General features: G+C 70.0%; 11 protein-coding genes. 8 read left to right on the plus strand and 3 right to left on the minus strand.

The window, feature by feature from the left end:
- Positions 1 to 1,200 (minus strand): glycerophosphoryl diester phosphodiesterase membrane domain-containing protein, encoded by a 1,200-nt coding sequence (locus tag LWJ43_RS19780; RefSeq protein WP_277333555.1) that lies wholly within the window; start codon positions 1,198 to 1,200, stop codon positions 1 to 3.
- 140 nt (positions 1,201 to 1,340) lie between these two features.
- On the opposite strand from LWJ43_RS19780, the gene mtnA reads away from it, so the two are divergent.
- The 7 genes from mtnA (at position 1,341) to LWJ43_RS19815 (ending at position 9,879) form a co-directional block, all read left to right on the plus strand.
- On the plus strand, positions 1,341 to 2,489 hold the full coding sequence (gene mtnA / locus LWJ43_RS19785) for an S-methyl-5-thioribose-1-phosphate isomerase (RefSeq protein ID WP_277333556.1): 1,149 nt from the start codon (positions 1,341 to 1,343) through the stop codon (positions 2,487 to 2,489).
- A 4-nt stretch (positions 2,490 to 2,493) separates the two neighbouring features.
- A complete protein-coding gene (mtrA, locus tag LWJ43_RS19790; protein WP_187281934.1) occupies positions 2,494 to 3,183 on the plus strand; it encodes a two-component system response regulator MtrA in 690 nt (229 codons plus the stop codon).
- 1 nt (position 3,184) lies between these two features.
- Positions 3,185 to 5,218, plus strand: coding sequence for an MtrAB system histidine kinase MtrB (gene mtrB / locus LWJ43_RS19795; RefSeq protein WP_277333557.1), 2,034 nt, complete (start codon positions 3,185 to 3,187; stop codon positions 5,216 to 5,218).
- Positions 5,208 to 7,073, plus strand: a complete 1,866-nt coding sequence (locus tag LWJ43_RS19800) for an LpqB family beta-propeller domain-containing protein (protein ID WP_277333558.1) — start codon at positions 5,208 to 5,210, stop codon at positions 7,071 to 7,073. Before mtrB ends, LWJ43_RS19800 begins: the two co-directional genes overlap by 11 nt.
- 150 nt (positions 7,074 to 7,223) lie before the next feature.
- Positions 7,224 to 7,934: a ComF family protein gene (locus tag LWJ43_RS19805; protein WP_277333559.1), complete on the plus strand. Its 711-nt coding sequence runs from the start codon at positions 7,224 to 7,226 to the stop codon at positions 7,932 to 7,934.
- 329 nt (positions 7,935 to 8,263) lie between these two features.
- Positions 8,264 to 8,953, plus strand: a complete 690-nt coding sequence (gene hpf / locus LWJ43_RS19810) for a ribosome hibernation-promoting factor, HPF/YfiA family (RefSeq protein WP_277333560.1) — start codon at positions 8,264 to 8,266, stop codon at positions 8,951 to 8,953.
- A gap of 173 nt (positions 8,954 to 9,126) precedes the next feature.
- The gene (locus tag LWJ43_RS19815; RefSeq protein WP_277333561.1) at positions 9,127 to 9,879 is read left to right on the plus strand and encodes a response regulator; all 753 of its coding nucleotides are present in this window, start codon (positions 9,127 to 9,129) and stop codon (positions 9,877 to 9,879) included.
- 51 nt (positions 9,880 to 9,930) lie between these two features.
- On the opposite strand, the gene LWJ43_RS19820 is transcribed toward LWJ43_RS19815, so the two are convergent.
- Positions 9,931 to 11,106, minus strand: coding sequence for a winged helix-turn-helix domain-containing protein (locus tag LWJ43_RS19820; RefSeq protein WP_277333562.1), 1,176 nt, complete (start codon positions 11,104 to 11,106; stop codon positions 9,931 to 9,933).
- A 10-nt stretch (positions 11,107 to 11,116) separates the two neighbouring features.
- Positions 11,117 to 11,707, minus strand: a complete 591-nt coding sequence (locus tag LWJ43_RS19825; protein ID WP_277333563.1) for a GNAT family N-acetyltransferase — start codon at positions 11,705 to 11,707, stop codon at positions 11,117 to 11,119.
- 240 nt (positions 11,708 to 11,947) lie between these two features.
- Here LWJ43_RS19825 and secA point away from each other — a divergent pair, with 240 nt between their 5' ends.
- Positions 11,948 to 14,773 (plus strand): preprotein translocase subunit SecA, encoded by a 2,826-nt coding sequence (gene secA / locus LWJ43_RS19830; protein ID WP_277333564.1) that lies wholly within the window; start codon positions 11,948 to 11,950, stop codon positions 14,771 to 14,773.
- Positions 14,774 to 14,883 lie beyond the last annotated feature (110 nt).

The raw sequence follows: 14,883 nt of genomic DNA on the forward strand, positions 1-14,883 counted from the left end.
TCAGCTCCTGGGGGTGTCGTAACCGGGCACGCCCGCCGCCCGGGCGAGGTCCAGGTCGAGTGCCTCGCGGCGGATGCGCTGGTCGACGTAGAGCAGTGCCATCACACCCGCCATGAAGGGGTAGGCGAGCGTCGAGACGATCACTTCACCGATGCCCGTGACGATCAGGAAGGGCCAGCCGAAGTTCGTCGGGTTGTTGTCGAGGAACTCGCTCAGGCCGCCGCTGTCCAGCGTCACCGCGATGATGCCGAACGGGATCGTGATGATCAGGGCCAGGACGATGACCAGCAGGTAGGTGAGGGCCAGGATGCCGAAGGTCCGCCACCAGTTGCCCTTGACCAGCTTGGCGGACCGGCGGAGCGAGGTGAGTACGGGCTGCCGTTCCAGCATCAGGGCCGGCGCTGCCAGCGTGAAGCGGATCATCAGCCAGAGCGCGACGAGGACGGAGGCGAGGAAGCCGAGGAAGGTCAGGGCGAGCCCGCCCGCTCCGCTGCCCAGGGCGAGGCCCGGAAGCAGGCCCACCGCCATGATCCCGGCGCTCATCAGGCTGAGCAGAAGGGTGAGTCCGAGCAGTGGAAGGAGGCGGGGGCGGGCCTCGGACCACGCTTCGGAGAGCGTCACTCCACGGCCCAGCACGGAGCGGCTGATCACGACGGTGAGGATCGAGGTGGTGAAGAGCGTGGCGATCATCGCGATGACCGTGCCCGGGGTGCTGTTGATCAGCTGCGACTGTGCGGAGTCGGTGGCCTGACGGATGGCCTCCGAGCCGGTCGCGTTCGGGTCGAGGGATTCCTGTTCGGGCAGGAGGTAACGCTGCAGAAGGATGATCGCGATCTCGGCGATCACGGAGACGGTAAGGCTGATGCCGAGCACCGTGCGCCAGTGGGTGCGCATGGTGGACACGGCGCCGTCGAGGATCTCGCCGACGCCCAGAGGGCGGAGCGGAATGACGCCGGGCTTGGCGGCCATGGGCGGACGGCCCCAGCCGGGGCCCTGGGGCACGCCGCCCCAGCCGGGAGCCGGTGGCGGTGCGCCCGGCCCGCTGCCCGGGGCGCTCGGAGGGGACCACTGGCCCGGCGGCGGCTGTGCGGGAGACCACTGTCCGCTTCCGTCAACGGGCGAGGAGGGTTTGGGGATGCCCGTCTCCTGGCCGTCGGAGGGGGCGGATCCGGGCGAAGCCCAGCCCGGAGAGTCGTTCATCGTCGCTCCTTCACAGTCCTGCCCGCTCATCGGGGCGGCAGGTTGCCAGCCATCGTGCCACGCGGCCGTGCGGCGCGGGTCGGGGGTCGTATCTCCTTCTCTCCTTCGTGCGCGGGCGGTTCAGCGGGCAGACTGGGCAGATGGCTGATCAGGACGCGCAAACGCCGGTGGGTATCGAGCCTCCGGCCCTCTCCGTACTCCGCTGGGACGAGTCGCCGGACGGTCCCGCGGTGGTGCTCCTCGACCAGACGCGGCTGCCCGCCGAGGAGACTGAGCTCGTGTGTGCCGATGTGCCGTCGCTGGTGCGGGCGATCCGGACGCTTGCGGTACGCGGGGCGCCTCTGCTGGGTATCGCCGGGGGGTACGGAGTGGCACTGGCCGCGGTGCGGGGCGAGGACGTCGCACTGGCCGCGGAGCTGCTGGAGCGGGCGCGGCCCACCGCGGTGAACCTCGGGTACGGCGCACGTCGGGTGGCCCGGGGGTATCAGGCGGCTGTGGAGAGCGGGGTCGGCCGGGAGGCCTCCGCGGCGGTGGCACTCGCCGAGGCGCGGGCTCTGCACCGCGAGGACGCGGCGGCCAGTGGGCGCATGGCGCAGTACGGTCTGGAGCTGCTGGCGGAACTCCTGCCGGAAGGAGGCGGACACCGGTTGCTGACCCACTGCAACACCGGAGCCCTCGTGTCCGGCGGTTCGGGGACGGCCTTCGCGGTGGCTCTCCGGGCGCACCGGGAGGGACGCCTGGGGCAGCTGTGGGTGGACGAGACACGGCCGCTGCTCCAGGGTGCCCGGCTGACGGCCTACGAGGCGGATCGCAACGGGATGCCGTACAGCTTGCTCACGGACAACGCCGCGGGTTCCCTGTTCGCGGCGGGGGAGGTGGATGCCGTACTCATCGGTGCGGACCGCATCGCCGCCGACGGCTCGGTGGCCAACAAGGTCGGGAGCTATCCGCTGGCGGTGCTCGCGAAGTACCACCATGTGCCGTTCCTCGTCGTGGCGCCGACGACCACGGTGGATCTGGAGACGGTGGACGGTACATCGATCGTCGTGGAGCAGCGCTCCGCGACGGAGGTGACGGAGATCACACCGAAACCGGGTGTGCCGGTGGGAGGCGGGGGTGGCGGCACTGCCGTCGCACCACCGGGAGCCAAGGCGTACAACCCCGCATTCGACATCACGCCGCCCGAACTGGTCACGGCGATCGTCACGGAGGAGGGTGTCATTTCCCCGGTCACGGGGGTCGGACTGGCAGAGCTGTGTGCCAGGTCATCGCAGGTAACGATTAGCTAATGGGATGATGTCGTTTATGAAGGGACGCGTCCTTGTCGTCGACGACGACACCGCACTGGCCGAGATGCTCGGCATCGTGCTGCGTGGAGAAGGTTTCGAGCCGTCGTTCGTAGCGGACGGTGACAAGGCACTGGCTGCATTTCGTGAGGCCAAGCCGGACCTGGTGCTGCTTGACCTCATGCTGCCCGGAAGGGACGGCATCGAGGTCTGCCGGCTGATCAGGGCCGAGTCCGGAGTGCCGATCGTCATGCTCACTGCCAAGAGCGACACGGTGGATGTGGTGGTGGGCCTGGAATCCGGGGCCGACGACTACATCGTCAAGCCGTTCAAACCGAAGGAGTTGGTCGCCCGGATCAGGGCACGTCTGCGGAGGTCCGAGGAGCCCGCGCCCGAGCAGCTGGCGATCGGGGACCTCGTCATCGATGTGGCGGGTCACTCGGTGAAGCGGGAGGGGCAGTCCATCGCCCTCACCCCGCTGGAGTTCGACCTGCTGGTCGCCCTCGCCCGCAAGCCGTGGCAGGTCTTCACCCGTGAGGTGCTGCTCGAGCAGGTGTGGGGCTACCGCCACGCCGCCGACACCCGCCTGGTGAACGTGCATGTCCAGCGGCTTCGCTCGAAGGTCGAGAAGGACCCTGAGCGGCCGGAGATCGTCGTCACCGTCCGCGGTGTCGGTTACAAGGCCGGGCCGAGCTGACATGACCCTTGGCAGCGCTGCTCCGCCACCCGGGGTGCCCGGGGCCCGTACGGAGCGGGCTGCCGGTCCGGCGCGGAGCACTCCCCGTTTCGGCAGGGTCCCGCTGGGTGGCCGGTTGTTCCGTGACCGGACGCCCGGCGGGCCCGTGCCGCGGCTGCTGATGCGGTGGATCAGCGGGCCGCTGCTGCCGGCTGTCCGGCTGTGGCGGCGGAATCTCCAGCTGCGTGTCGTGGCGGGAACGCTGCTGATGTCGATCGCCGTGGTGCTCCTCCTCGGCTTCGTCGTGATCGGTCAGGTCCGCAACGGCCTGCTCGAGGCGAAGGGCAAGGCCGCGCAGACACAGGCGGCCGGCGGTTTCGCGGCCGCGCAGACGAACGCGAACGCGCCTCTGGTCCCCGGGGACCAGAGCGAGGAGAGCGCCGACGGGATGACGGCCAACACCTCCTGGCGCACGGAGCTCGTCGATCAGCTCGCCAGTGGTGGCACGAACGCGTTCAACGTGGTGGCGCTCAGCGCCGACTCGGTCGGCCACGACACCACGAGCCGCGCCCCCCGCGGTTCGGGCAGCGTGGAGGCGTCGAGCATTCCCCAGAGGCTGCGGGACGACGTCGGCAAGGGTGCAGGCGCCTTCCAGACGTACTCGCTGATCCGGTACTCGTACGGGAAGGACCCGGAGCCCGGGCTGGTCGTCGGCAAGAGGCTCTACGACATCGACCACAACCCGTACGAGCTGTACTACCTCTTCCCGCTCACGCAGGAGGAGAAGTCCCTGACCCTGGTCACGACGACGCTGGCCACGGCCGGTCTGTTCGTGGTCGTGCTGCTCGGTGCCATCGCCTGGTTCGTGGTGCGCCAGGTCGTCACGCCCGTACGGATGGCGGCGGGGATCGCCGAGAGGCTTTCCGCCGGCCGGCTCCAGGAGCGGATGAAGGTCACAGGTGAGGACGACATCGCGCGCCTCGGCGAGGCGTTCAACAAGATGGCGCAGAACCTGCAGCTGAAGATCCAGCAGCTGGAGGAGCTCTCCCGCATGCAGCGGCGTTTCGTCTCGGACGTCAGCCATGAGCTTCGCACCCCGTTGACGACCGTGCGGATGGCCGCCGACGTGATCCATGAGGCACGTGTCGACTTCGACCCGGTCACGGCCCGTTCCGCGGAGCTGCTGGGTGACCAGCTCGACCGCTTCGAGTCGCTCCTCTCCGATCTGCTGGAGATCAGCAGGTTCGACGCGGGGGCCGCGGCGCTGGAAGCCGAACCGATAGATCTGCGCACGGTCGTCCGGCGGGTGATCGGCGGCGCCGAGCCGCTGGCGGAGCGCAAGGGCACCCGGATCCGTGTGGTGGGTGACGAACAGCCCGTGGTCGCGGAGGCCGACGCGCGCCGTGTCGAGCGGGTCCTGCGCAATCTCGTCGTCAACGCCGTCGAACACGGCGAGGGCCGGGACGTCGTCGTGAGTATGGGTGTCGCGCAGGGAGCCGTGGCCGTGGCGGTCAGGGACTACGGCGTGGGGCTCAAGCCGGGCGAGGCGACCCGGGTCTTCAACCGCTTCTGGCGGGCGGACCCGGCCCGTGCCCGGACCACGGGCGGCACAGGCCTGGGGCTGTCGATCGCGGTCGAGGACGCCCGTCTCCACGGGGGCTGGCTGCAGGCCTGGGGCGAGCCCGGAGGGGGATCGCAGTTCCGGCTGACCCTGCCGAGGACGGCGGACGAGCCGCTGCGCGGGTCGCCGATACCGCTGGAGCCCGAGGACTCCCGGCGTAACCGTGAGAACCGCGAGCGTGAGCAGGCGGTGCCGGCGGCGGACGAGCACAGGCTGATGTCCGTACCGAACCAGACGGGTTCCACCGGACGCTCCCACCTGGGTGTGCCGGCACACGGTCCGGCAGCGGCGCGGACGCCGGTGTCGGTCCATCCGGCGGCGCTGCCTGGCAACGGGGCACGTGTGGTGTCGCGTCCCGCGGTGGACCGGGCGGACACGGGCAACGACCCCGGGACACAGGATCCGGAGCAGGAGGGCACCACTCGTGGACACTGACCGCCGACGGGGCGGCCGCGGCCGGACGGTGCGGTTGTCCGTGCTGCTGGGCTGCGGCGTCCTGGTGCTCGCCGGGTGCGGAGCGATGCCGGTCACCGGCGACGTCAAGGCGGTCGACGCCTCGCAGCCGGGCGATTCACAGGTCCAGGTGTACGCCGTGGCTCCGAGGGAGGGCGCCTCGCCGATCGAGGTCGTCGACGGCTTCCTGGAGTCGATGACCAGCGACGACCCCGACTTCCGGACCACCCGCAAGTACCTGACCGCGGAGGCTGCCCACACCTGGCAGCCGACCGAGGGCACCACGGTGCTCGCGAAGGCGCCCAACCGCAACGGGCCCACGATCCACGACAAGGAGCGCAGGACCACCGAGACCACCTACACGCTGACCGGCGAACAGGTGGCGGCGGTCGACGCGCAGAGTTCCTACCGGCCCCTCGCCCCGTCGGAGTACTCCCAGATGCTTCATCTGGTCCGTGAGAAGGGGGCGGACGGCAAGCAGGAATGGCGCATCGACATCGTGCCGGACGGCCTGGTGCTCGGGCAGTCCGACTTCAAGCGCCTCTACCGGTCCGTGAACAAGTACTACTTCGCCGCCGGGCGGGCGGACGACGAGTCCGCGCTGGTCGCAGACCCCGTCTACGTGCGGAACCGCACGGATCCCGTCACGCGGATGGACACGGCCACCCAGACCGTGCGGACGCTGCTGGAAGGCCCTTCGGACTGGCTGCGGCCGGTGGTGGACTCGCGCTTCCCCACAGGCACGGCGCTGAAGGCCGGGGTCACCTCGCTGGCGCCGGACGACCAGAACGTGCTGAAGGTGCCGCTCAACAAGAAGGCCGACAAGGCCGGGCAGAGCACCTGCCGGATGATGGCCGCCCAGGTGCTCTTCACCCTTCGGGACCTGACGTCCGCCCGGGTGGGGCAGGTGGAGCTGCAGGGGGAGCGCGGACCGCTGTGTTCGCTGGGGACCGATGAGGCCGAGGAGTTCGCCTCGGACCACGAGTCGCAGAGCCCCGCCAGCCAGTACTTCGTCGACGACGAGGGGCATGTGCAGCGGATCCCCGGAAGCAGCAAGGGCAGCGGTGCTCCGGAGCCGGTGACCGGTCCGCTGGGCAGCGGGACGGTGGCCATGGGCGCCGTGGGCGTGGCCCGGGACGAGCAGAAGGCTGCCGCGGTCTCTGCTGATCAGACGCACCTCTACGTGTCCTCCCTGGTCGAGGAGAGCGAGCCCGCTGCCCCCGTGGTGACCAGCCGGGCGAAGCGGACTGCGGACCGGCTGTCGGCACCGAGCTGGGACGGCGGGGGCGACCTGTGGGTCGCCGACCGCGATCCGTCGGATCCCCGGCTGCTGCGTCTGGTGGACGGTGCCGGTGATCCGCAGGAGGTCTCGGTGCCGGGCTTGAACGGGGGCCGGATCGAGTCCCTGCGGATGTCGGCCGACGGGGTCCGGATCGCCCTGCGGGTGTCGAGGGACGGGCACACGACTCTGAACATCGGCCGGGTCGAGCGGGACGGCTCGGGGGATGCCGAGCGAGTCTCGGTGGAGGACCTGCGCCAGGCCGCACCTCAGCTGGCCGATGTGACGGCTGTTTCCTGGTCGGGCCGCAGCCGTCTCGTGGTGGTGGGCAAGGAGGAGGGCAGTGTGCAGCAGGTGCGCTATGTGCAGGCGGACGGTTCCACCTCGTCCTCCGGGGTCCTGCCGGGCGTGAACCAGGTGACGGCCGTCGCCGCTGCGGACGACGAGCAGCTGCCGCTGATGGCGGACACCGAGGGTGACGGGATCGTGAAGCTGTCGCCGGGGGACAACTGGCAGACGGTCCTCAAGGGGGGCACCTCGCTGGTCTACCCGGGCTGAACCGACGGGCGGCCCGTGCTGCCCCGTGGAGACGCCCGGTGGGGGCCTCCACGGGGCACGGGGCCGCCCGTCGGTGCGTGTCCTCCGGTTGCCCACAGGGGTTTTCCACAGGGGTGGCCGGGTGCCCCGACGCCCGGGCACAGTGGGACGGTGCGGAGTTGGTGGCGGGAGATCGTCGGGCTGGTGCTGCCCGTGGCCTGTGGGGGCTGCGGCAGTCCGCGGACAGAGCTGTGCGAGGAGTGCGCCCGCGTGCTGGAGGCCGGGCCGCGCCGTGTGAGACCCGCGCCCGAGCCCGCGGGACTCCCCGTCGTCCACGCGGCGGCGGCGTACGAGAACGCCGTACGCGCGATGCTGCTGGCCCACAAGGAGCGTGGGGCGCTTGGCTTGGCCGGGGCACTCGGCGGGGCGCTGGCGGCGGCTGTGCGGGCCGGAGCGGGGCATGCGGGCGACGAGGGGCCACTGCTCCTGGTACCCGTACCCTCCGCACGGCGGGCCACGGCGCGGCGCGGGCATGATCCGGCGCGCAGGATCGCCGCCGCGGCCGCGGCGGAACTGCGGCGAGGAGGCACGCGGGCCCGGGTGCTCGTGGCGCTGCGGCAGCGGCGCGCGGTGGCGGACCAGGCGGGGCTGGGGGCCAGGGACCGGCGGGCGAATCTGGCGGGCGCGCTCGTGGTGGCGGACGGCGCCCGGAGGCTGCTCGACGGGGGCGGGGTCGTGCTCGTCGACGACCTCCTGACGACGGGGTCGACGCTGGCGGAGGCCGCACGCGCGGTCGGCGCGGCCGGCCGCGCCACCGCGGAGAGCCTCCGGGCCGCGGTTGTCGCGGCTTCTCCGAGTGCTTTCGAAATAAACCGGAACTGACAGATAACTTGCATCGTTGCAGGTAGTGAGTGGGTAAAGGGCCCCGGTCGGAGGTACGCGCGAGTAGCGGGTGCCGACACGGTGGTGGGCAGGCTATGTTCGGTTGTGAGGGGCGGTGAATTCCGCACCTCGACGAATGCACCACCAGGTTTCGGGCAGGTAACTCACCGGTAGGCCAGAAGCTTGGAATTCGGTGGGGTGGAGTCCCCACCGACGGGGGAGGAGGAGGTGAAAGCCACCGAGTCCGCGGCTCCGGCGATCACCGGAGCCTGGTGCAAAAGGGAGATGCTCCGCCGCCGAAGCGGAGCGATCCGGGAACGGAGTTCTGCGTGGACATCGTCGTCAAGGGCCGCAAGACCGAGGTGCCCGAGCGGTTCCGCAAGCACGTGGCCGAGAAGCTGAAGCTGGACAAGATCCAGAAGTTCGACGGCAAGGTGATCAGCCTCGACGTCGAGGTGTCCAAGGAGCCGAATCCCCGTCAGGCGGACCGTGCGGCAAGGGTGGAGATCACGCTCCGCTCGCGTGGGCCGGTCATCCGGGCGGAAGCGGCGGCAGGCGACCCGTACGCAGCGCTGGACCTGGCCACCGACAAGCTGGATGCGAGGCTGCGCAAGGAGCACGACAAGCGCTACAGCAGGCGCGGCAACGGCCGGCTGTCGGCGTCCGAGGTGGCGGAGGTGGTGCCTGGGGCCGCCTCCTTCAACGGGGACGGTGAACTCATCCCCGAGGAGACCGCACCGTCCGTGCCCACCACCAGGATCGGTTCGCTCGAGGTCCAGGGTGAAGGACCGCTCGTGGTGCGCGAGAAGATGCACGTCGCAGCGCCGATGACACTCGACCAGGCGCTCTACGAGATGGAGTTGGTCGGGCACGACTTCTACCTGTTCGTGGACTCCGAGACCAAGGAGCCCAGCGTCGTCTACCGACGGCACGCCTACGACTACGGTGTCATCCACCTGAGGACCGACCCGCTGGCCTCCGACGAGGCGGGCGGCGCGGGCGGCGCTCTCGGCGGCTGACACCCACCCGCCACAGCCGGTGCGCGGTGCCCCTGAAGTGTCTGTGCGACCTCAGGGGCACCGCTTCGGCGGCCAGGCATGAAAGCATGGGCGTTCCATGCCAACCAGTGCTGTGCGCACTGCTGTTGGCGGGCAGCCTGTGACCTCAGGCAGTGGCTTCAGGGGGAGGAACGATGGCGGACACCTTCGGGCCCGTGCGCGGGACGCGCGACGCCGGCAAGGCTGCCGGTGCGGAACCCGTCGAGGACGACGACAGCCCCCGCAAGGAGCCCATCAGGGTTCTCGTGGTCGATGACCACGCCCTGTTCCGCAGGGGCCTGGAGATCGTCCTCGCGCAGGAGGAGGACATCCAGGTCGTCGGTGAGGCGGGGGACGGGGCCGAGGCGGTCGACAAGGCCGCGGACCTGCTGCCCGACATCGTTCTGATGGACGTCCGGATGCCGAAACGTGGTGGCATCGAGGCCTGCACCTCCATCAAGGAGGTGGCCCCCAGCGCGAAGATCATCATGCTGACGATCAGCGACGAGGAGGCCGACCTCTACGAGGCGATCAAGGCGGGCGCCACGGGCTATCTGCTCAAGGAGATCTCGACGGACGAGGTGGCCACGGCCATTCGCGCGGTCGCGGACGGCCAGTCCCAGATCAGCCCGTCGATGGCCTCCAAGCTGCTCACCGAGTTCAAGTCGATGATCCAGAGGACCGACGAGCGCAGGCTGGTACCCGCGCCGCGGCTCACCGACCGCGAGCTCGAAGTGCTCAAGCTCGTCGCCACGGGCATGAACAACCGTGATATCGCCAAGGAATTGTTCATCTCCGAGAACACGGTGAAGAACCACGTCCGCAATATCCTGGAGAAGCTCCAGCTGCACTCCCGGATGGAAGCGGTGGTCTATGCCATGCGGGAGAAGATCCTCGAGATCAGGTGACGCGGCGCGCCCGCCGAGCGGCCACGGTCCGACCCGCGACCGGGGACACCGTCAGGGAAGGGCGCGGGCGATCTCCGCCATGAGCGGCTCACGCAGTTCCGGTGCGTCCACGCGCTCCAGCCGTACGTCCGTGCAACCGACCCAGGACGCCGCCTCCACGAGGGCCTCGGCCATCGGCGGAACGGACTTCCCGCCGTCCAGGGACACCTGGCGGGCGACCAGGGTGGTTCCTTCCCGGGCCGGGTCGACGCGGCCCCGCAGCCGGCCCCCCGCCAGCAGGGGCATGGCGAAATAGCCGTGGATCCGCTTGTGCCTGGGGACGTATGCCTCCAGCCGATGGGTGAAACCGAAGATCCGCTCCGTGCGCGCCCGTTCCCAGATCAGTGAGTCGAACGGCGACAGCAGCGTCGTGCGGTGCCGTCCGCGCGGCTCCGAGGCCAGGGCCCCGGGGTGTGCCCAGGCGGGCTTCGCCCAGCCCCGCACCGACACCGGGACCAGTCCGGAGTCCGCCACGACGGCGTCGAACTGCTCGGCCTTGAGCCGGTGGTAGTCGGCGATGTCGGCACGGGTGCCGACGCCCAGCGAACGCCCCGCCAGGGCCACGAGCCGGCGCAGGCACTCCGTGTCGTCCAGGTCGTCGTGGAGCACGGCCTCCGGGATCGCGCGCTCGGCCAGGTCGTAGACCCGCTTCCAGCCGCGCCGCTCGGTGCACACCACCTCGCCGTACATCAGGGCCCGCTCGACGGCGACCTTGGAGGCGGACCAGTCCCACCACTCGCCGCCGTTCTTCGCGCCGCCGAGCTCCGTCGCCGTCAGCGGGCCCTCGGTGCGCAGCTGCTTGATCACCGTCTCGTAGGCCCCGTCGGGCAGGTCGTGGTTCCAGTGCGGCCGGGACCGGTAGGCGCGGCGGCGGAACGCGAAGTGCGGCCACTCCTCGACCGGCAGGATGCACGCGGCGTGCGACCAGTACTCGAACGAGCGGCCCCTGGACCAGTAGGCGTCGTCGACCGTGCGGCGGCCGAGCGCGCCCAGGCGGGCGTACGGCACGAGCTCGTGCGACCTGGCGAGGACCGAGATGGTGTCGAGCTGGACGGCCCCCAGGCCGCGCAGGACGCCCGGGACCCCGCCCCGGCGGTCCGGGGCACCGAGAAGGCCCTGGGCGCGCAGGGCGATACGGCGTGCCTGGTCGGCGGAGAGTTCCAGGACGGGGGGCGGCACAGACGTCATGCGTGGAACCCTAGAGCGCGCCACTGACACCCGGGGACGGCCGGTGCGGATACGTGCCGGGCAGGCCCAGATCGGCCGGGAGCAGCGCGCCGGTCCAGGTGTCACGCCGTGTTCCCTTGTTGAACAGCGCCGACCGCTGCTCACCCTCCATGCGGAAGCCGGCACGCAGGGCCACCGCCCTGGACGGGCCGTTGCCGGTCTCCGCCCGCCACTCGAGACGGTCGGCGGCGAGGGCGGTGAAGGCCCAGCGGGCCGCCGCGAGCACCGCCTCCGTCGTGTAACCGGCGCCGCGGTGCTGCTTCGCGGTCCAGAAACCCACTTCGAAGGTGCCCGGCAGGTTGCAGCGGTTGACACCGAGCGCGCCGAGGAGCGGCCCGCCGTCCCGGCCCACCACCGCGAAGTTGTACATCGTGTCCTCCTGCCAGCCCGCGGGTGCCAGCTTCTCCGTCCACAGCTCCGCGTCGGCGCGGGAGTACGGGGAGGGGACGACGGTCCAGCGCTGGATGTCGGGGTCCTGGCAGGCCAGGTACACGGCTTCGGCGTCCTGCGGAAGGAAGGGACGCACCAGCAGGCGTTCGGTGGTGAGGGTGATCGGCTCCATGCAGGGATTCTGGGGATCCCGTGCGTGGGATGCGAGCACTTTTCGGGCTTCCCGGCACCTTCCGCACCCTCCGGCCGTTGTCCTGTGAGGGTGCGGTGGGGGCAACGCGGCGGCAGCCCTCCCGGCGCGGCGTGGTCCTCGCTTACGATGGCCGTTGCGGTGGGGCCTACCTGCCGTGCCCGCGCCAGAGTCCATAAAACGACCCAGTGCCAGGCCCGACCGGCAAGGAGACCAGCCTCAGTGTCCGTCTTCAACAAGCTCATGCGTGCAGGCGAAGGCAAGATCCTGCGCAAACTGCACCGCATCGCGGACCAGGTCAGCTCCATCGAAGAGGACTTCGTCAACCTCTCCGACGCCGAGCTGCGGGCGCTCACCGACGAGTACAAGGAACGGTACGCGGACGGCGAGAGCCTGGACGACCTGCTTCCCGAAGCGTTCGCGACGGTCCGTGAGGCCGCCAAGCGTGTCCTCGGACAGCGCCACTACGACGTCCAGATGATGGGCGGTGCAGCCCTGCACCTCGGCTACGTGGCCGAGATGAAGACCGGTGAGGGCAAGACCCTCGTCGGCACCCTGCCCGCGTATCTCAACGCGCTCTCGGGCAAGGGCGTGCACCTGATCACGGTCAACGACTACCTCGCCGAGCGCGACTCCGAGCTGATGGGGCGCGTCCACAAGTTCCTCGGTCTCGAGGTCGGCTGCATCATCGCCAACATGACGCCGGCGCAGCGCCGCGAGCAGTACGCCTGCGACATCACGTACGGCACGAACAACGAGTTCGGTTTCGACTACCTCCGCGACAACATGGCGTGGTCCCAGGACGAGCTCGTCCAGCGCGGCCACAACTTCGCCATCGTCGACGAGGTCGACTCGATCCTCGTCGACGAGGCCCGTACCCCGCTGATCATCTCCGGCCCGGCCGACCAGGCCACGAAGTGGTACGGCGACTTCGCGAAGCTGGTCACGCGTCTCACCAGGGGTGAGGCGGGCAACCCGCTGAAGGGCATCGAGGAGACCGGCGACTACGAGGTCGACGAGAAGAAGCGGACCGTGGCCATCCACGAGCCCGGTGTCTCCAAGGTCGAGGACTGGCTCGGGATCGACAACCTCTACGAGTCGGTGAACACCCCGCTCGTCGGTTACCTGAACAACGCGATCAAGGCCAAGGAACTCTTCAAGAAGGACAAGGACTACGTCGTCATCGACGGCGAGGTCATGATCGTCGACGAGCACACCGGCCGTATCCTCGCCGGCCGCCGTTACAACGAGGGCATGCACCAGGCCATCGAGGCGAAGGAAGGGGTGGACATCAAGGACGAGAACCAGACGCTCGCCACGATCACCCTGCAGAACTTCTTCCGCCTGTACGGCAAGCTCTCCGGCATGACCGGTACGGCGATGACCGAGGCCGCCGAGTTCCACCAGATCTACAAGCTCGGTGTCGTCCCGATCCCGACGAACCGGCCCATGGTCCGCGCCGACCAGTCGGACCTGATCTACCGCACCGAGGTGGCGAAGTTCGCCGCCGTCGTCGACGACATCGCCGAGAAGCACGAGAAGGGGCAGCCGATCCTGGTCGGCACCACCTCGGTCGAGAAGTCCGAGTACCTCTCGCAGCAGCTCTCCAAGCGTGGTGTCCAGCACGAGGTCCTCAACGCCAAGCAGCACGACCGTGAGGCGACGATCGTCGCCCAGGCCGGCCGCAAGGGCGCGGTCACGGTCGCCACGAACATGGCCGGCCGAGGCACCGACATCAAGCTCGGCGGCAACCCGGACGACCTCGCCGAGGCGGAGCTGCGTCAGCGCGGTCTCGACCCCGTCGACCACGTCGAGGAGTGGGCGGCCGCCCTGCCCGCCGCGCTGGAGAAGGCCGAGCAGGCCGTGAAGGCGGAGTTCGAAGAGGTCAAGGATCTCGGCGGGCTGTACGTGCTGGGCACGGAGCGGCACGAGTCGCGGCGCATCGACAACCAGCTCCGCGGCCGTTCCGGCCGTCAGGGCGACCCGGGCGAGTCCCGGTTCTACCTGTCGCTGGGCGACGACCTGATGCGGCTGTTCAAGGCGCAGATGGTCGAGCGCGTCATGTCGATGGCCAACGTTCCCGACGACGTGCCGATCGAGAACAAGATGGTGACCCGCGCGATCGCCTCCGCGCAGTCGCAGGTGGAGCAGCAGAACTTCGAGACGCGTAAGAACGTCCTGAAGTACGACGAGGTGCTCAACCGGCAGCGCGAGGTGATCTACGGCGAGCGTCGCCGTGTCCTGGAAGGCGAGGATCTGCAGGACCAGATCCGCCACTTCATGGACGACACGATCGACGACTACATCCGTCAGGAGACGGCCGAGGGCTTCGCCGAGGAGTGGGACCTCGACCGGCTGTGGGGCGCCTTCAAGCAGCTCTACCCGGTGAAGGTCACGGTCGAGGAGCTCGAGGAGGCCGCCGGCGACCTGGCCGGCGTGACCGCGGACTTCATCGCGGACTCCGTCAAGGACGACATCCACGAGCAGTACGCGGAGCGGGAGAAGACGCTCGGCTCGGACATCATGCGCGAGCTGGAGCGGCGCGTGGTGCTGTCCGTCCTGGACCGCAAGTGGCGTGAGCACCTCTACGAGATGGACTATCTCCAGGAGGGCATCGGCCTGCGGGCCATGGCGCAGAAGGACCCGCTGGTCGAGTACCAGCGCGAGGGCTTCGACATGTTCAACGCCATGATGGAGGGCATCAAGGAGGAGTCCGTCGGCTACCTGTTCAACCTGGAGGTCCAGGTCGAGCAGCAGGTCGAAGAGGTTCCTGTGGCGGAGGGCGCGGAGCGCCCCTCGCTCGACAAGCAGGACGCGCCGGTGGCGGCCGCCGCGGGCGGGCGGCCGGAGATCCGGGCCAAGGGCCTGGACGCGCCGCAGCGTCCGGACCGGCTCCACTTCTCCGCTCCCACCGTGGACGGGGAGGGCGGCGTCGTCGAGGGCGACTTCTCCAACGGTGACGGTGCGCGGTCCGAGGCGGACGGGATGACGCGTGCGGAGCGCCGCAAGGCGCAGAAGAGCACGGGTGGCCGTCGCCGCAAGAAGTAGCGCGCACGCCGTCGTAGGACGACGCTCCGGCCCGGACACCGCTCGGTGTCCGGGCCGGAGCGTCGTGCGGGGCCTTTCCCGGGGGCGGTGAGGGGCCCGCAGCGCTCCCA

Source organism: Streptomyces sp. JH34, assembly GCF_029428875.1.
Lineage (GTDB): Bacteria > Actinomycetota > Actinomycetes > Streptomycetales > Streptomycetaceae > Streptomyces.